Raw genomic sequence first — 17,389 nt, forward strand, 5'->3', positions numbered from 1 at the left:
GAAACGCTCAGAAAGCAAAACGGCAATCCTGAGATCGCCGTTTTTGTTTACTGCCCGAATTGCCGTCCCAACCCGCCCGGCACGCCTTGGATATCCGTTTCTTCCCATGGCCCGTTCGGGCTGATCGACCGGCTCCAGCCGTTATCCCAGCGGTAGTACGTGCGCTGGCGGTAGAAGGTGTTGGTCTGATCATCGAGAACGTACACGCCTAGCTTGGCATCCCAATGGCTGTTGCCACCCGGCGGCGGCGCGAAGCTGGCGGAGGTGCGTGGCAGCGGTTTGGCGGGCTTGGCCGGAATGCTCGGTTTGCTCGGAGTCGGTGTCGGGGACGGCGTCGGACGCGGCTGCGACGGTGGGATCGGTGGCAGCCGTTCAGGCTGCTGCGGTTGGACCACGCAAGCGCTTAACCCCAAAACCATACTGAGCAGGGTGATACGAGCGATGGCGGTCATAGTGGCGTTTCCTGTCATTTGTCCGGGCTGTCGATGGTCAGTGTTTGCTGTGCAGTGGTGCTGCTGGCCAGAGGCTGGCTGCGACCGATCCATTCGCCGGCAGTGGGTTGGCCGGCGCGGGAGATGCGTGCAACCAGTTGGACTTCAGGGAAGTTCGACAGTTTCAACTGCGGCATCATTGCGTCGGCGTCGCCCAGCTCAACGGTCGCCGGCAAGTCGGCCACGGTCAGGCGCTTGGCGGCCAATGGCGCAGGAGGCCCTGCGGTGGCGCGGGCAAAGATGAATACGCTGTCGCCCGGCTGGACCTTGGCTTTCAGCTCTGGCGCCAGATCCACGCGCACCTTGAGCAATGCCGCCACCTTGGCGGCGGGCGCCTGGGCCACCTTGCCGCCGCTGGCTTCGAGTTTCTCGGTGGCCCGAGTGATCCCGCCTTGCAGCGCGGCACGGGAACTGTCCTCCGGTGGCAGTTGCACCAGCAGGCGATTCCAGTAGTCGATGGCGTCCTGATAACGCTGGCCTTCAAAGGCAGCAATACCGAGCAAGCCAAGACTGGTGACTTCTTTCGGATCGGCTTTGAGTGCTTCGTCGGTCAGGGCCTGAACCTTGTCCGACCACTTCTTGCCGTCGGCGAAGTACTGGGCCTGCGCCCATTGGCCCAACAGTTCCGGCTGACGACCGGCCAGGCTCACCGTGCGTTCGAAGATTTTCGCCGCATCGCCAGGGCGATCCTGAGCCATGTACGTGCGACCGAGGAAATACAGGCCTTCAGCCGAATCCGGCTGAGCCGCGACTGCACGCTCCAGACGACGGGTCATCTCTTCCATCGACTGCGGCGCCTGGGAGAATTCGCGGGTCAGTTCGACCTTGTCGCTCGCCCCGAAATGCAGGTACAGGCCGAGGCCCAACACCGGCACCAGAATCGCCGCCAGCAAGGGCCACGGTTTGCCCAGGCGGGATACGCGTGGTGCCTCGACGCCTTCGGTATCCGCGAGCAATTCACGGGCGGCTTCGGCGCGACCGGTGTCCATTTGCACGGCGTCGAGAACGCCCTCTTCCTGCTGAGTCTGCAACTCAGCCACGCGTTCCTGATACAGCGCGACGTTCAGGGCCGTACGATCTTCCTCAAGCTGGGCGCGACGACCACGCAGAACAGGGATCAGCAGAAAACTCAGGGCAACCAGAAGTAGCAGACCTGCAGCGAGCCAGAAATCAATCATTCTTGGTTTTATCCAACAGGTGGTCGAGGCGCTCACGCTCCTCGGCGGAAAGCTCATCCTTGGTGTCGGCGCGTTGCACGCGACGACGGCGGACGATCACGGCGATGATCACAAAACCGCCCAGCAACAGGCCGGCAGGGCCGAACCAGAGCACAGCAGTCTTGGCGTTCAGAGCGGGTTTGTAGCGGACGAAATCACCGTAGCGGTCGACCATGAAGTCGATGATCTGCTGATTGTCCTTGCCCTCGCCGAGCATGCGAAAAATCTCTTTGCGCAGGTCAGCGGCGATCGGTGCATTGGAATCGGCAATGTCCTGATTCTGGCACTTGGGGCAACGCAACTCTTTGGTCAGCTCGCGAAAACGCTCGCGATCACCTTCTTTGGCGAACTCGTAGGTATCGATGGCTGCGTGCGCCACACCGGCCATGCTCAAGCCCAACACCGCGGCGGCTATCCAGCGCTTCATGGCTTGGCCTCATCAACCAGCGCCTGATACTTTGCGGCCAGTTTTTCGCGCCAGACCTGTTCGTCGATCACGCCAACGAACTTGTCACGGATGATGCCCTTGGCGTCGATGAAGAAGGTTTCCGGAGCACCGTACACGCCCAGGTTCAAACCCAATGTGCCTGCGTCGTCACGGATGTCCAGCTGGTACGGATTGTGGAATTCCACGAGCCACTTCAAGGCGTCAGCGTTGACGTCCTTGTAGTTTATGCCGTAGATCACCACGCCCTTCTCGGCCAGTTTGTTCAGCACTGGGTGCTCGACCCGGCAGGAAATGCACCAGGTGCCCCAGACGTTAACCAGCGCTGGTTTGCCCAGAATGTCCGCCTTGGTCAGGGTTTTGTCGCCCTGCACGGCCGGCAGGGAAAACTCCGGGAACGGCTTGTTGATCATCGCCGAGGGCAACTCGGCCGGGTTCAGGAACAGACCGCGATAAAGGAAAACAGCCACCACCAGGAAAATCACCAGGGGCAACAGCATCAACCAACGTCTCATGCCGTGGCTCCCGTCATGCCCAGTGCTTCACGCACACGGCTGTTCACCTTGACCCGGTAACGGCGATCGAATGCCGCCAGCAACCCGCCCAAACCGGTGAGCAGCCCACCGAACCAGATCCAGCGTACGAATGGTTTGACGTGGACGCGAACGGCCCAGGCGCCATCGCCCAACGGTTCGCCGAGTGCGACGTAGAGGTCGCGGGTGAAACCGGCGTCGATCCCGGCTTCGGTCATCACCGAATTCTGCACGGTGTAGAGGCGTTTTTCCGGGTGCAGCACGCTGACTTCCTTGCCGTTGCGGATCACCCGAACGGTGCCCTTGTCGGAGGTGAAGTTCGGGCCTTCGAAGTGCTTGGCGCCTTCGAACACAAACTGGTAACCGCCCAAGTCCATGGACTCGCCCGGCGCCAGGCGCAGGTCGCGCTCGGCACTGTTCTGGCTCGACAGCACGACGCCGAGGGCACACACGGCGATGCCGAGGTGAGCGACCTGCATGCCCCAATAACTGCGGGTCAGGGTCGGCAGGCCTTTGATCAGGCCTTTGTGGCGGGTCTTGTCGAAGATGTCACGCACACCGGCCAGCAACACCCAGGCGGCGAGCATGAACGTCGCAATCACTGCCCAATTGAAATCGCCATAAGCGACACCGGCGACCACGGCCAGCGCGGCGCTGCCGAGCAACACCGGGGTCAGCATGCTCAACAGCCATTTGACCGGGGTGTCTTTCCAGCGCACCAACATGCCGACCGCCATCACCACCATCAGCAAGGCCATCAACGGAATGAACAGTGCGTTGAAGTACGGCGGGCCGACCGACAGCTTGGCGCCGGTCATTGCATCGAGGATCAGCGGATACAAGGTGCCGAGCAGAATCATCGAAGCCGCCACCACCAGCACCAGGTTGTTACCCAGCAGCAGGGTTTCCCGGGACCAGAGGTTGAAGCCAACGTGGCTCTTCACCACGGGAGCGCGCAGGGCGAACAGCGTTAGCGAGCCACCGACCACAAACAGCAGGAAGATCAGGATGAACACGCCGCGTTCAGGATCGGACGCAAAGGCGTGAACCGAGGTCAGCACGCCGGAACGCACGAGGAAGGTCCCCAGCAAACTCAACGAGAACGCGGCGATGGCCAGCAACACGGTCCAGCTCTTGAACACGCCACGTTTTTCCGTGACCGCCAACGAGTGAATCAGCGCCGTACCCACCAGCCATGGCATGAACGAGGCATTTTCCACCGGGTCCCAGAACCACCAGCCGCCCCAGCCGAGCTCGTAGTACGCCCACCACGAACCGAGGGTGATACCGATACCGAGGAAGGCCCAGGCGACGATGGTCCACGGACGGGACCAGCGAGCCCACGCAGCATCAAGACGACCGCCCAGCAGTGCAGCGATGGCGAACGCGAACGCCACGGAGAAACCGACATAGCCCATGTACAGCATCGGCGGATGAACGATCAGGCCGATGTCTTGCAACAGTGGGTTGAGATCACGACCGTCCGCAGGAATCTGCGGCAGGATCCGTGCAAACGGGTTGGACGTGAGGATCAGGAACAGCAGGAAACCCGTGCTGATCATGCCCATCACCGCCAGCACGCGAGCCAGCATCACTTGCGGCAACTGCCGGGAGAATACCGACACCGCGAAGGTCCAGCCGCCGAGAATCAACGCCCACAGCAGCAATGACCCTTCGTGAGCGCCCCACACCGCGCTGAACTTGTAGTACCACGGCAACGCGCTGTTGGAGTTGCTGGCAACGTAGGCGACGGAGAAATCGTCGGCCATGAAGGCGTAAGTCAGGCAACCGAAGGAGAACAGCAGAAACGCGAATTGCCCCCAAGCCGCTGGTTGAGCGAGGCTCATCCACAAGCGGTCACCGCGCCAGGCACCGAACAACGGCACCACGGCCTGAACCAGCGCAAAACACAGCGCCAGAATCATGGCCAGGTGGCCGAGTTCAGGAATATAGAGTCCGGACGTCATCGATCAACCCTCCTTCGCGGGCGTTGGAGCAGATTGACCACTGTCTTTCAAAGCCTTGGTCACTTCTGGCGGCATGTACTTCTCGTCGTGCTTGGCCAGCACTTCGTCGGCCACCACCACGCCGTCGGCGTTGAGCTTGCCCAGGGCAACGATGCCCTGCCCTTCGCGGAACAGGTCCGGGAGGATGCCGCGGTAGCTGATGGTCACGGATTTTTTGAAGTCAGTGACGATGAATTTCACGTCCAGCGAATCGCCGGAGCGTTGCAGCGAACCTTTCTCGACCATGCCGCCAGCGCGGATCCGCGTGTCTTGCGGGGCTTCGCCGTTGGCGATCTGGGTCGGGGTGTAAAACAGATTGATGTTCTGCTGCAGGGCGCTCAGGGCCAGGCCGACGGCAGCGCCGACACCGACCAGGATCGCGAGAATGATGATAAGACGCTTTTTGCGCAGCGGATTCACTTGCCGTTCTCCCGGCGCAGACGACGCGCCTCTTGTTGCAGATACCGCTTGCGGGCCAGGATCGGCGCCGCCACGTTGAGGGCCAGCACCGCCAGGCTAATGCCATAGGCTGACCAGACATACAGGCCGTGATGGCCCATGGCGAGGAAGTCGCCGAATGAAGCAAAACTCATCGAGCGGCCTCCAGACTGTTCTGCACTTCGGCCTTGACCCAACTGGCGCGGGCTTCGCGCTTGAGCACTTCAAGACGCATGCGCAGCAGCAACACCGCGCCGAAGAAACAGTAGAAACCCAGCACCGTCAGCAGCAGTGGCAGCCACATCTCGGCGGGCATTGCCGGTTTTTCGGTGAGGGTGAACGTCGCGCCCTGGTGCAGGGTGTTCCACCACTCCACCGAGTATTTGATGATCGGGATGTTGATCACGCCGACAATCGCCAATACCGCGCAGGCCTTGGCGGCACTGTCACGATTGCTGATCGCATTGCCCAGCGCAATAAGACCGAAGTACAGAAACAGCAGAATAAGCATGGACGTAAGTCGTGCATCCCAGACCCACCACGAACCCCACGTCGGTTTGCCCCAGATCGCGCCGGTGACCAGCGCCACGGCGGTCATCCAGGCACCGATGGGCGCCGCGCATTGCAGGGCGACGTCGGCCAGCTTCATCTTCCACACCAGCCCGACGATGCCGCACACGGCCAGCATCACGTAGATGGACTGGGCCAGCAGGGCGGCCGGAACGTGGATATAAATGATGCGAAAGCTGTTGCCCTGCTGGTAGTCCGGCGGCGCGAAGGCCAGGCCCCACACTACACCAACGCTGATCAGTAGCAACGCCGCGACACTCAGCCACGGCAGCAGTTTGCCGCTGATGCCGTAAAACCATTTGGGCGAGCCGAGCTTATGAAACCAAGTCCAGTTCATTACTGTTTCCATCACGGTTGCTGCTCGCCATCACGAGCAGCGCAGGGTCTTTACTGATCAAAATTTGATCAGACCTCATTATTCGCCGACGCTGATCTTCAGGCCAGCAGCTATTGCAAAAGGTGTCAGGGTTATCGCCAGGGCGGTCAGGCTACCAAGCCACAGGAGATAACCGGTCGCCGGCATGCCCTGCAATGCCGCCTGCAAGGCGCCACTGCCGAGAATCAACACCGGGATGTACAACGGCAGGATCAGCAGCGCCAACAACAGGCCGCCACGCTTCAATCCCACCGTCAGGGCTGCGCCCACCGCACCGAGCAGGCTCAGCACCGGTGTACCCAGCAACAACGAAAGCAGCAACACCGGCAGACAGGCGGTTGGCAAACCGAGCATCAAGGCCAGCAATGGAGCGAGCAAAACCAATGCCAGGCCAGAGAAGGACCAGTGTGCCAGTACCTTGGCCAAAACCAGAAGAGGCAGGGGGTGCGACGAAAGGACCCACTGTTCAAGCGATCCGTCTTCGAAATCACTGCGGAAAAGCCCGTCCAGCGAGAGCAAAACCGATAAAAGGGCCGCTACCCAGACCAGTCCCGGAGACAAGGTTTGCAACAATTGAGACTCGGGTCCGACCGCCAACGGGAACAGGGAAACGACAATCGCGAAGAATACGAGCGGATTGGCCAACTCCGCCGGACGGCGGAACAACAATCGGGCTTCACGGGCGACCAACAGGCCGAAAACACTCATACGGCCCAATTCCCCAGATCAATGTCGCGATAGCCGGCTGGCATCCGGGTCAGCGTGTGGTGAGTGGTCAGGACCACCATGCCACCGCGCTCGCAGTGTGCGGCCAGGTGTTCTTCGAGTTGCGCCACGCCTTGTTTGTCGAGCGCGGTGAACGGCTCATCGAGGATCCATAGCGGCGGGCTTTCCAGGTACAACCGCGCCAACGCGACCCGGCGTTGCTGCCCGGCAGACAACGTGTGGCAAGGAACATCCTCGAAACCGCGCAGTCCGACAGCCGTCAGCGCCTGCCAGATCGCCTCATGGGAGGCCGGTTGATGCAGGGCGCAAAGCCAGCTCAAGTTCTCTTCCGGCGTCAGCAGATCCTTGATCCCGGCGGCATGGCCGATCCACAGCAGGTTGCGCGCCAGCTCAAAGCGTTGCTCGTTCAGTGGCTGGCCATTGAGCAGCACCTGACCGGCAGTCGGCTGCATCAGACCGCAAAGCAGACGTAAAAGGCTGGTTTTGCCACTGCCGTTGGGGCCGCTGATTTGCAACATTTCGCCACTGGCCAGTCTCAATTCGAGATTTTCGAAGAGCAGCCGAAGGTCTCGCTCACAGGCGAGGGCAACGGTTTGCAGGACAGGACTGGTCAAGAGATCACGGGCCTTTTGGGTTCAAGTCGGCAGTGGAGCGGCCGTTAAAGATATGCAGGATAAATGCATTGGCGGCCCGTTCTAAGGAGCTGGATCAAGTATTTGAAATGTTTTCAGCGCCCCGGATACAACGGGGCGGCATTATACATGCCATGCCCTACTCTAAAGAGGGCAATTTCCTCAGGTTGTGACCGCGTATGACAGGCGAAATGAACATCCTCCCGCTACCGCAGACCACCCCCGCGACTTCGCGGCCGCTGGTGGTGAGTGGCGACCTGCTGAAGTTGCTGACGCCGATGGAGGGCCTGATCACTGCGGGCCAGACCGCCAAGGCCGAAGTGCTGTCGCTCAAGCAGGCGGATCAGACCTTTCAACTGTTGCTCAAGGTCACCCTCGACAGCGGCCGTCAGACCACGGTCCAGGCCACCAGCAGCCAACCGCTGCCTCAGGGCACCAGCCTGGCGATCACCCAGCCGTCGGCGGGTAATCTGGCCGTCACCGTGCAACAGGCCATCGCCTCCAGCGTTGCCACCCTCACCCGTATCGACACGGCGCAACTGCCGGTCGGCACGCTGCTGCAAGGCAAAGTGCTGACCTCTCAGGTGTTGCCGCAGGTGCCGGGCCAGCCGACGGTGTTTCGCTCGATGGTGAGCTTGCTCAATACCGCGTTGAGCGGCAGCACCCTGAGCATCGACAGCCCGACGCCGCTGCGCATCGGCACCTTGCTGAGCGCCCTGGTGCAGGACACCCAGACGCTGAAGTTCGTGCCATTGAGCAGCCGCCAGGAGCAATTGGCAGTGACCCAACAACTGGTCAGTCAACAGAGTCGCCAGGGCTCGTTGGATGGCCTGCTCAAGCTCCTGCAAAACCTGCCGTCCTCGAATCAGACCTCCAGTGAGCTGCGTGCTGCCGTCGACAAGTTGCTCGCCGGCCTGCCCGATGTTCAACAACTCAGCACGCCAAAGGGACTGGCCCAGGCACTGGCCAATAGCGGCCTGTTCCTTGAAGCCAAACTGCTCATCGGTCAGAACCCGACTCTGGCCCCGGACATGAAAGGCGATCTGCTCAAGCTGATCGCACAATTGACGCCAGGCCTGCCGGCCAACACCAATCTCAACGCGATCATTGCCGCCAACACACTGGCCCAGGCCATGCCGAACTTCGTGCGCAGCGCCCTCGGCATGCTCGGTCAGGTCAGCGCCAAACCGCAGCCAACCAGCTTCCCGCTGCCCGAGCGCCTGCTAAAGAGCATGGACGGCGAAGGCGATCTCGAGCACTTGTTGCGTTTGGCAGCAGCGGCTGTTTCGCGCCTGCAAAGTCATCAACTGTCGAGCCTGGAACAGACCGGCGTCACTGACGACGGCCGGTTGATGAGCACCTGGCAACTGGAAATTCCGATGCGCAATCTGCAGGACATCGTGCCGTTGCAGGTCAAGTTCCAGCGCGAAGAAGCGCCCGAGAAAGAACAGCAAAACGAACGCCGCGACGAGCGCGAACCCAAACAACAGTTGTGGCGAGTGGACCTGGCGTTCGACATGGAGCCTTTGGGCCCATTGCAGATTCAGGCACAACTGATCAAAGGCAGCCTGTCCAGCCAGCTGTGGGCCGAACGCCCGTACACCGCCAGCCTGATCGAAAGTAACCTGGCCGAACTGCGCCAGCGGCTGCTGGCGTCCGGCCTGAATGTCGGCGATCTCGATTGCCATCTCGGCACACCGCCACAAGGCCCTCAAACCCGTCTCGAACAACGCTGGGTCGACGAAACCGCATGAAAAACCCCAACACCCCGCGCCAGGCCATCGCGCTCAAGTACGACGGCACCCACGCCCCTACCCTCACGGCCAAAGGTGACGAAGCACTGGCCGAAGCCATTCTGAAGATTGCCCGCGATTATGAAGTGCCCATCTACGAAAACGCCGAGCTGGTGAAGCTGCTGGCGCGGATGGAATTGGGGGAGAGTATTCCGGAGGAGTTGTATCGCACGATTGCCGAGATTATTGCGTTTGCGTGGAATTTGAAGGGCAAGTTCCCCAAAGGGCAAGATCCGGATGCGCCGATGGTCGAGAAGGACATCACCGAGCGCGGCGACCACTACTGATCGTTCCCACGCTCCGCGTGGGAATGCAGCCCGTGACGCTCCGCGTCACATTCAACAGCGGAACGCGGAGCGTCCCAAGAGGCGTTCCCACGCAGAGCGTGGGAACGATCTTGGGTAGGCGTCAGTTCTTGTGCAACTTGCTCATCAACTCCGCCTCAGCCTGGGTCAAGCCACAAGACTGAGTCAGTTCATCGACGCTCGCGCCCATACCGACCAGTTTTGCCGCCTGTGCAAACGACAGGCTCGACGGATCGCGCTGTTCCAGCTGAGCCAGTTTGTCCGGCAACGGGCCAACCACCGCGCGCAGTTCGTGCAGGTCTTCACCCATGCGCACGTTGCCGTTCTGATAGTCGTCGACGCGCTTGCCCAGGTCCTTGATGCGCTGATCGCGCAGCGCATCGCCCTGGGCCTGTTGCGCGGCGATCAGTCGTTGGCCTCGTATGTACGCCAGAAACATCGCCAGCGTGCCTGCCCAAAAGAGGAACAGGACAATGACCGCTACCTCAAGAATCAATCAGATGTTCTCCAGGTCCGACCATTCTTCTTCGCTCATCATCTTGTCCAGCTCGACCAGGATCAGCAGTTCGTTGTTCTTGTTGCACACGCCTTGAATGAACTTGGCGGATTCTTCGTTACCGACGTTCGGCGCGGTTTCGATTTCCGACTGACGCAGGTAAACCACTTCGGCCACGCTGTCGACCATGATCCCGACCACTTGCTTGTCGGCTTCGATGATGACGATACGGGTGTTGTCGCTGATCTCGGCATTCATCAGGCCGAAGCGCTGACGGGTGTCGATCACGGTGACCACGTTACCGCGCAGGTTGATGATGCCCAGCACGTAGCTCGGGGCACCCGGGACCGGGGCGATCTCGGTGTAACGCAGGACTTCCTGAACGCGCATCACGTTGATGCCGTAGGTTTCATTGTCCAGTTTGAAGGTTACCCATTGCAGGATCGGATCTTCAGAACCTTTTGCATTCGTCGCTTGATTACTCATACCCTGACCCCTCGAAAAACCGCTTCTGGCGGTGTGTGTTCTGTTGGCGGCATTCAACAATGCCGTCGCATACTTGTTATGTCGGCAGCTATGTCGGTTTGTGTAGCGGCTTGATGCCGCCCATGTGCTTTGCCCCGCCGCTGGCGATCAACTCGGCCAGGGCGGAAACGTCCAGCAGCGCACACATGTGCTCTATCACCGTGCCAGCGAGCCATGGCCGCTGACCTCGATGACTTCTCCATTTGATTTCGTTCGGGTCCAGGCGCAACGAGCGGCTGACCTGATGCACCGCCAGCCCCCATTCGTAGCCCTGAACCGAAATAACGTATTGCAGGCCCTGACGGAAATCGTCGCGGTAGCGGTCCGGCATGACCCAACGCGCGGTGTCCAATACTTTCAGGTTGCCGGCCTGGCTCGGCAGGATCCCGAGGAACCATTCCGGCTGACCGAACAGCGGTGTCAGCTCGTGACCGGCCAAAGAATAAATCGAGCCCAGGCACACCAGCGGCACCGCCAGGGTCAACCCGGCAACATCGAACAACAGGCATTCGAACGGTTCGGCGGCCCAGGACGGACGACCATCGGTTTCCACTGGTGGTGGCGTGTTGCTCGGTGGCAGGTGGACTTCGACCACCGGCGGCACCAAGGCTTGCAGCAGGGGGGCGATGGTCGAGACCGGAGCAAGAACCGGCGCTGGTGCTTCGATCACGGCTACCGGTGCTTTCGCCACGGGCGCTGCTACCGGCGCGGCAACCATGGCGGGTTTCTGCGCATCACGGGCCTGCTCTTCGAGCACAGCAGCCTGGAACTCGTCCAGCGCAGCTTCAACTTCGACCGCTTCAACAACCTCAACGATTTCAACCAGCGCTTCGATTTCCGGCGGCAACTCTTCAGTCGCCTCCATCAGCAAGCTGTCCAGATAGGACTGCAGCGCCATTTGCGGACGCGAGGTGATCTTGACCGGCCGATTCATGTCAGGCCACCGCCGGGACAAGTTGTGCGGCCAGCAAATGCTTGAGCAACGCGCGATAAGCCAGCACCCCACGGCTCTTGCCGTCGAACTGCGAAGGCGTCACCCCTGCCCGGCTGGCATCACGCAAGCGGGTATCGACCGGGATGTAGCCCTGCCAGATTTCTTCCGGGTATTTGTCGCGCAACACCCGCAGCGTGCCGAGGGACGCCTGCGTGCGGCGGTCGAACAGGGTCGGCACGATGCTGAACGGCAGCGCCTGTTTACGCGAACGGTTGATCATCGCCAGGGTATTGACCATGCGCTCCAGGCCTTTGACCGCCAGGTGTTCGGTCTGCACCGGAATCACCAGTTGCTGGCTCGCCGCCAAGGCATTGACCATCAGTACGCCGAGCAACGGCGGGCTGTCGATCACGGCGTAATCGAAGTCCTGCCAAAGTTGCGCCAGGCTCTTGGCAATCACCAGGCCCAGGCCACTCTGACCCGGCGACTGGCGCTCGAGGGTCGCGAGTGCGGTGCTCGATGGCAACAGGGAAATACTCTCGTGGCTGGTGGGCAACAGCAACTGACCGGGCAGGTCTTGCGGAACACTGCCCTTGTGCAGGAACAGGTCGTAGCTGCTGTGTTCCAGGCTGTCGGGGTCGTAACCGAAGTAGCTGGTCATGGAGCCGTGAGGGTCGAGATCGACCACAACCACGCGCTTGCCCGCCTCAGCCAGTAAACCGGCTAAAGCGATAGAGGAAGTGGTTTTACCAACACCACCCTTTTGATTGGCGACTGCCCAGACTCTCATTCGGATTGTTCCTCCCGGTCGAAATGGTCGACCGAGGAAAAGCTCAACGTATTAATGCGGGTGACGGAGAATTGACGGCACTCTCTCGTCCCGGCGACTTGACCGGGGTCGGTGCAGTTTGTGTGCCAGCACGCTTCAACGCGGCATCCGGTTTCGCATTGGCGGTTCCGGTACCGGTGAGGCTGCGGCGTACATCGAGATTTCGCGACACCACCAGCACCACGCGACGGTTACGCGCCCGGCCTTCGGCAGTCGCGTTGTTGGCCACTGGCTGGAACTCGCCGTAACCCACCGACGCCAGACGACCGGGGTTCACACCCTGCATTGCCAGCATGCGCACGATGCTCGCCGACCGGGCCGAGGACAGCTCCCAGTTGGTCGGGTATTGCGCGGTGCGGATCGGTTGATCGTCAGTGAAGCCTTCGACGTGAATCGGGTTGTCGAACGGCTTCAGAATCGCCGCAACCTTGTCGATGATGTTGAACGCGATGTCGCTGGGCATGGCGTCGCCGCTGCCGAACAACAGGCTGGAATTGAGTTCGATCTCGACCCACAGTTCGTTGCCGCGAATGGTCATCTGGTTGGAGCTGATCAAGTCGCCGAACGCCGCGCTGATGTCGTCGGCGATGCTTTTGAGCGGATCGCTGGCACCCGCGATACCGGCGTCGACCTGCTCGGCGTCTTTAACCAGCGGCTTGGCCGGGGTCACGGTCTTCGGTCGCTCGTCGCCGATCGGGATCGGCTTGAGGGCGCGATCGGAGTCGGTAAACACCCCGATCAGCGCTTCGGAAATAACCTTGTACTTGCCTTCGTTGATCGAAGAGATCGAGTACATCACGACGAAGAAAGCGAACAGCAACGTAATGAAGTCGGCGTAGGAAACCAGCCAACGTTCATGGTTTACATGTTCTTCAGGTTGGCGACGACGTGCCATGGTCCATGTCTCCCATCAATCCATGAAGCCCTGAAGCTTCAACTCAATAGAGCGAGGGTTTTCACCTTCGGCGATCGACAGGATGCCTTCCAACAACATTTCGCGATAACGCGACTGCCGCATAGCGACGGACTTGAGTTTGGCGGCAATCGGCAGCAGCACCAGGTTGGCACTGGCCACGCCGTAGATGGTCGCGACAAAGGCTACGGCAATGCCGCTACCCAGTTGCGATGGATCGGCCAGGTTGCCCATCACATGGATCAGCCCCATCACCGCACCGATGATGCCGATGGTCGGCGCGTAGCCGCCCATGCTTTCGAAGACTTTGGCGGCTTCGATGTCGCGGCTTTCCTGAGTGTAGAAATCCACTTCCAGGATGCTGCGAATCGCTTCCGGCTCGGCACCGTCCACCAGCAGTTGCAGGCCTTTGCGCGAGTAGTTATCCGGTTCAGCGTCGGCCACCCCTTCCAGACCGAGCAGACCTTCCTTGCGTGCGGTCAGGCTCCAGTTGACGACGCGATCGACGCCACCGGCGAGGTCGATGCGTGGAGGGAACAGGATCCAGGCCAGAATCTGCATGGCGCGCTTGAAGGCGCTCATCGGTGACTGCAGCAGCGCCGCACCGACGGTTCCGCCGATAACGATCAACGCCGCCGGGCCGTTGGCCAGGGCGCCGAGGTGGCCGCCTTCAAGGTAGTTGCCGCCAATGATGGCGACGAACGCCATGATGATCCCGATGAGGCTTAAAACATCCATCAGATACAAGCCTCGACCAGATGCTTGCCAATATCGTCCAGACCGTACACCGCGTCAGCGAGTTCGGCTTTGACGATGGCCATCGGCATGCCGTAGATCACGCAGCTGGCTTCATCCTGAGCCCAGATTGCACTGCCGCCCTGCTTGAGCAGACGCGCGCCTTCGCGACCATCGGCGCCCATGCCGGTCAGCACGACCGCCAGAACTTTGTCACCGTAGGACTTGGCCGCGGAACCGAAGGTGATGTCCACGCACGGCTTGTAGTTCAGACGTTCGTCGCCCGGGAGGATTTTCACCGCGCCACGGCCGTCGATCATCATTTGCTTGCCACCCGGCGCCAGCAACGCCAAGCCCGGACGCAGGATGTCGCCATCCTCGGCTTCCTTGACGCTGATGCGGCAAAGCTTGTCCAGACGTTCGGCGAAGGCCTTGGTGAAGGCGGCCGGCATGTGCTGGATCAATACGATCGGTGCGGGGAAGTTGGCCGGCAATTGGGTCAGAACCCGCTGCAAGGCAACCGGGCCGCCAGTGGACGTACCGATGGCGACCAGTTTGTAGGCTTTGCGTTTCGGCGTTGGCGACGACGAGGCTGGCGCGTGCGTGCGCGCCGGAATCGGAGCCGGAGCCGGACGCGCAGGCGCGCTGCTGCCGTAGCTGCTGACGCTTGAAGGTGCAGGCGTCGGGGCGGGTGCGGCGACAGGTGCCGGAGCGCTGTAGGTGTTGGCGCGACGGTTACTGCGCGAAATGCTGAGAATCTTCTCGCACAGCAGTTGCTTGACCTTCTCCGGGTTACGGGAGATGTCTTCGAAATTCTTCGGCAGGAAATCCACCGCGCCAGCGTCCAGCGCGTCGAGGGTTACCCGAGCGCCTTCGTGGGTCAGCGAGGAGAACATCAACACCGGAGTCGGGCAGCGCTGCATGATGTGCCGCACCGCCGTGATGCCATCCATCATCGGCATCTCGTAGTCCATGGTGATCACGTCTGGCTTGAGGGCCAGCGCCTGATCAATCGCCTCTTTTCCGTTGGTCGCCGTGCCGACGACCTGGATATTCGGATCCGCTGAAAGAATTTCCGAGACGCGGCGGCGGAAAAACCCCGAATCGTCCACCACCAGGACTTTAACTGCCATAAACACTCCGTTAGACGGAGCGAGGCTCAGTCGCCCCGCTCCACCAGAATCAAATACGCCGTGCGGCGTAACGCTTGAGCATGCTCGGAACATCGAGAATCAGCGCAATGCGGCCGTCACCGGTGATGGTGGCGCCGGACATGCCCGGGGTTCCCTGGAGCATTTTGCCCAATGGCTTGATGACCACTTCTTCCTGGCCCACCAGTTGATCGACGACGAAGCCGATCCGCTGAGTGCCCACCGAAAGGATCACCACGTGGCCTTCGCGCTGCTCTTCATGAGCGGCGGAGCTGACCAGCCAGCGTTTGAGGTAGAACAATGGCAGCGCCTTGTCCCGCACGATCACCACTTCCTGGCCGTCCACCACGTTGGTGGTCGACAGGTCGAGGTGGAAAATTTCGTTGACGTTCACCAGCGGGAACGCAAACGCCTGGTTGCCCAGCATGACCATCAGCGTCGGCATGATCGCCAGGGTCAACGGGACCTTGATGACGATCTTCGAGCCCTTGCCCTTGGTCGAATAGATATTGATGGTGCCGTTGAGCTGGGCGATTTTGGTTTTCACCACGTCCATGCCCACGCCGCGTCCGGAGACATCGGAAATTTCGGTCTTGGTCGAGAAACCCGGCGCGAAGATCAGGTTGAAGCAATCGGATTCGCTGAGGCGATCCGCGGCATCCTTGTCCATCAAGCCTTTCTTCACGGCAATGCCGCGCAGAACATCAGCGTCCATGCCCTTGCCGTCATCGGAGATCGACAGCAGGATGTGGTCGCCTTCCTGTTCAGCGGACAGGATCACCTTGCCGCTGCGAGGCTTGCCCATCGCTTCACGCTCGGCCGGCTCTTCAATACCGTGGTCGACCGAGTTGCGCACCAAGTGGACCAGCGGGTCGGCCAGGGCCTCGACGAGGTTCTTGTCGAGGTCGGTTTCTTCGCCGACCAGTTCCAGGTTGATCTCTTTCTTGAGCTGGCGAGCCAGGTCGCGAACCAGACGCGGGAAACGTCCGAAGACCTTCTTGATCGGTTGCATCCGGGTCTTCATGACCGCGGTTTGCAGGTCGGCCGTGACCACGTCGAGGTTCGACACAGCCTTGGACATGGCTTCGTCGCCGCTGTTGAGGCCCAGACGGACCAAGCGGTTACGCACCAGTACCAACTCGCCAACCATGTTCATGATTTCGTCGAGACGCGCGGTATCGACCCGCACGGTGGTCTCGGCTTCGCTGGCCGGTTTTTCCGGTGGCGGCGCAGCCGGGGCACGGGCCGGAGCCGGTGCAGCAGCAGCGGCAGGCTTCGGCGCTTCGGCTTTAGGCTCGGGCGCTTTGGCTACGGGTTTCGCAGCCGGTGCTGGCGCCTTGGCGACAGGAGCAGAAACCACTGCGCCAGTGCCAACCTCGGTGAACTTGCCTTTGCCGTGCAATTCGTCGAGCAGTGATTCGAACTCGTGATCGGAGATCAGATCGCCGCCGGCCGCTTTAGCGGTTGGCGCAGCCGGGGCTGGTACGGCGGCAATCGCCGACTCCAGCGCATCAACAGCAAAGTTGCCCTTGCCGTGCAGCTGATCGAGCAGTGCTTCGAACTCGTCGTCGGTAATATCGGAGCTGTCGCCTGCCGCTTTCGGGGCAGCCGGTGCGGCTGGCGCCGGGGCTACCGCATCGACGGCGAACTGGCCTTTACCGTGCAGTTGATCGAGCAACGACTCGAACTCGGCATCGGTGATTTCGTCGCTGCCCGCCGCATTGCTGCTCGGCGCTGGCACAGCTGCCGGGGCTTCTGCCTGAGCCTTGACGGCGTTCAGCGAGTCCAGCAGTTGTTCAAATTCGTTATCCGTGATGTCGCCCGATTCTTCAGCGGCAGGTTCTTCCACCACCTCGGCGACCGGTGCCGTTTCATCGGCGGTTTGCGGCTCGGCCAGACGGGCCAGTGCCGCAAGCAATTCTGGCGTGGCAGCCGTAATCGGGCTGCGCTCGCGGACTTCGGTAAACATGCCGTTCACCGCATCCAGCGCTTCGAGAACCACGTCCATCAGTTCCGAGTCGACGCGACGTTCACCCTTGCGCAGGATGTCGAACACGTTCTCGGCGATGTGACAGCACTCCACCAGCTCGTTGAGCTGGAGGAAGCCGGCGCCTCCTTTTACAGTGTGAAAACCGCGAAAAATTGCATTGAGCAAGTCCGCATCATCAGGTCGGCTTTCAAGCTCGACCAGCTGTTCGGACAGTTGCTCTAGAATCTCGCCGGCCTCAACCAGGAAATCCTGAAGGATCTCTTCATCGGCGCCGAAGCTCATTA

General features: G+C 61.0%; 20 protein-coding genes. 2 read left to right on the forward strand and 18 right to left on the reverse strand.

Annotation, left to right across the window (positions count from 1 at the left end; genetic code table 11):
• Nucleotides 1-47: 47 nt before the first annotated feature.
• The 10 genes from CKW16_RS06770 to ccmA form a co-directional block, all read right to left on the reverse strand.
• The gene (locus CKW16_RS06770; protein WP_095127752.1) at nt 48-452 is read right to left on the reverse strand and encodes a hypothetical protein; all 405 of its coding nucleotides are present in this window, start codon (nt 450-452) and stop codon (nt 48-50) included.
• A 14-nt stretch (nt 453-466) separates the two neighbouring features.
• A complete protein-coding gene (ccmI, locus tag CKW16_RS06775; RefSeq protein ID WP_095127753.1) occupies nt 467-1,669 on the reverse strand; it encodes a c-type cytochrome biogenesis protein CcmI in 1,203 nt (400 codons plus the stop codon).
• Nucleotides 1,662-2,135, reverse strand: coding sequence for a cytochrome c-type biogenesis protein (locus tag CKW16_RS06780; protein WP_008145552.1), 474 nt, complete (start codon nt 2,133-2,135; stop codon nt 1,662-1,664). Before CKW16_RS06780 ends, ccmI begins: the two co-directional genes overlap by 8 nt.
• On the reverse strand, nt 2,132-2,668 hold the full coding sequence (locus tag CKW16_RS06785; protein ID WP_008145551.1) for a DsbE family thiol:disulfide interchange protein: 537 nt from the start codon (nt 2,666-2,668) through the stop codon (nt 2,132-2,134). The genes CKW16_RS06780 and CKW16_RS06785 overlap by 4 nt, the downstream gene beginning before the upstream one ends.
• On the reverse strand, nt 2,665-4,653 hold the full coding sequence (locus CKW16_RS06790) for a heme lyase CcmF/NrfE family subunit (protein WP_095127754.1): 1,989 nt from the start codon (nt 4,651-4,653) through the stop codon (nt 2,665-2,667). The genes CKW16_RS06785 and CKW16_RS06790 overlap by 4 nt, the downstream gene beginning before the upstream one ends.
• A gap of 3 nt (nt 4,654-4,656) precedes the next feature.
• The gene (ccmE, locus tag CKW16_RS06795) at nt 4,657-5,112 is read right to left on the reverse strand and encodes a cytochrome c maturation protein CcmE (protein ID WP_095127755.1); all 456 of its coding nucleotides are present in this window, start codon (nt 5,110-5,112) and stop codon (nt 4,657-4,659) included.
• Nucleotides 5,109-5,285 carry a heme exporter protein CcmD gene (gene ccmD / locus CKW16_RS06800; protein WP_007894243.1) on the reverse strand — a complete coding sequence of 59 codons (177 nt, stop codon included), beginning with the start codon at nt 5,283-5,285 and terminating at the stop codon, nt 5,109-5,111. The genes ccmE and ccmD overlap by 4 nt, the downstream gene beginning before the upstream one ends.
• On the reverse strand, nt 5,282-6,037 hold the full coding sequence (locus CKW16_RS06805) for a heme ABC transporter permease (RefSeq protein WP_095127756.1): 756 nt from the start codon (nt 6,035-6,037) through the stop codon (nt 5,282-5,284). The genes ccmD and CKW16_RS06805 overlap by 4 nt, the downstream gene beginning before the upstream one ends.
• Before the next feature lie 78 nt (nt 6,038-6,115).
• Nucleotides 6,116-6,784, reverse strand: a complete 669-nt coding sequence (ccmB, locus tag CKW16_RS06810) for a heme exporter protein CcmB (protein ID WP_008155797.1) — start codon at nt 6,782-6,784, stop codon at nt 6,116-6,118.
• Entirely contained in the window at nt 6,781-7,416 is a 636-nt protein-coding gene (gene ccmA / locus CKW16_RS06815; protein WP_007894233.1) for a cytochrome c biogenesis heme-transporting ATPase CcmA, read from the reverse strand. Before ccmA ends, ccmB begins: the two co-directional genes overlap by 4 nt.
• Nucleotides 7,417-7,613: 197 nt before the next feature.
• On the opposite strand from ccmA, the gene CKW16_RS06820 reads away from it, so the two are divergent.
• A complete protein-coding gene (locus CKW16_RS06820; protein ID WP_095127757.1) occupies nt 7,614-9,188 on the forward strand; it encodes a flagellar hook-length control protein FliK in 1,575 nt (524 codons plus the stop codon).
• Nucleotides 9,185-9,514 carry an EscU/YscU/HrcU family type III secretion system export apparatus switch protein gene (locus CKW16_RS06825; RefSeq protein ID WP_095127758.1) on the forward strand — a complete coding sequence of 110 codons (330 nt, stop codon included), beginning with the start codon at nt 9,185-9,187 and terminating at the stop codon, nt 9,512-9,514. The genes CKW16_RS06820 and CKW16_RS06825 overlap by 4 nt, the downstream gene beginning before the upstream one ends.
• Before the next feature lie 121 nt (nt 9,515-9,635).
• Here the strand turns inward: CKW16_RS06825 and CKW16_RS06830 are convergent, their stop codons facing one another.
• From CKW16_RS06830 to CKW16_RS06865, 8 genes are all read right to left on the reverse strand, one after another.
• Entirely contained in the window at nt 9,636-10,028 is a 393-nt protein-coding gene (locus tag CKW16_RS06830) for a DUF2802 domain-containing protein (protein ID WP_095127759.1), read from the reverse strand.
• Complete coding sequence (locus CKW16_RS06835; protein WP_008155806.1) at nt 10,029-10,514, reverse strand: chemotaxis protein CheW; 486 nt, start codon at nt 10,512-10,514, stop codon at nt 10,029-10,031.
• An 88-nt stretch (nt 10,515-10,602) separates the two neighbouring features.
• Entirely contained in the window at nt 10,603-11,487 is an 885-nt protein-coding gene (locus CKW16_RS06840; protein WP_095127760.1) for a CheW domain-containing protein, read from the reverse strand.
• A gap of 1 nt (nt 11,488) precedes the next feature.
• A complete protein-coding gene (locus CKW16_RS06845; protein ID WP_095127761.1) occupies nt 11,489-12,277 on the reverse strand; it encodes a ParA family protein in 789 nt (262 codons plus the stop codon).
• A gap of 43 nt (nt 12,278-12,320) precedes the next feature.
• Nucleotides 12,321-13,211 (reverse strand): flagellar motor protein MotD, encoded by an 891-nt coding sequence (gene motD, locus CKW16_RS06850; RefSeq protein ID WP_008155811.1) that lies wholly within the window; start codon nt 13,209-13,211, stop codon nt 12,321-12,323.
• 15 nt (nt 13,212-13,226) lie between these two features.
• Entirely contained in the window at nt 13,227-13,967 is a 741-nt protein-coding gene (locus tag CKW16_RS06855) for a flagellar motor protein (protein ID WP_095127762.1), read from the reverse strand.
• Nucleotides 13,967-15,097, reverse strand: a complete 1,131-nt coding sequence (locus CKW16_RS06860) for a chemotaxis response regulator protein-glutamate methylesterase (protein WP_095127763.1) — start codon at nt 15,095-15,097, stop codon at nt 13,967-13,969. Before CKW16_RS06860 ends, CKW16_RS06855 begins: the two co-directional genes overlap by 1 nt.
• Before the next feature lie 49 nt (nt 15,098-15,146).
• Nucleotides 15,147-17,387, reverse strand: a complete 2,241-nt coding sequence (locus tag CKW16_RS06865; RefSeq protein ID WP_095127764.1) for a chemotaxis protein CheA — start codon at nt 17,385-17,387, stop codon at nt 15,147-15,149.
• Nucleotides 17,388-17,389 lie beyond the last annotated feature (2 nt).

The organism is Pseudomonas sp. Irchel s3h14 (assembly GCF_900187425.1).
Classification (GTDB): Bacteria; Pseudomonadota; Gammaproteobacteria; order Pseudomonadales; family Pseudomonadaceae; genus Aquipseudomonas.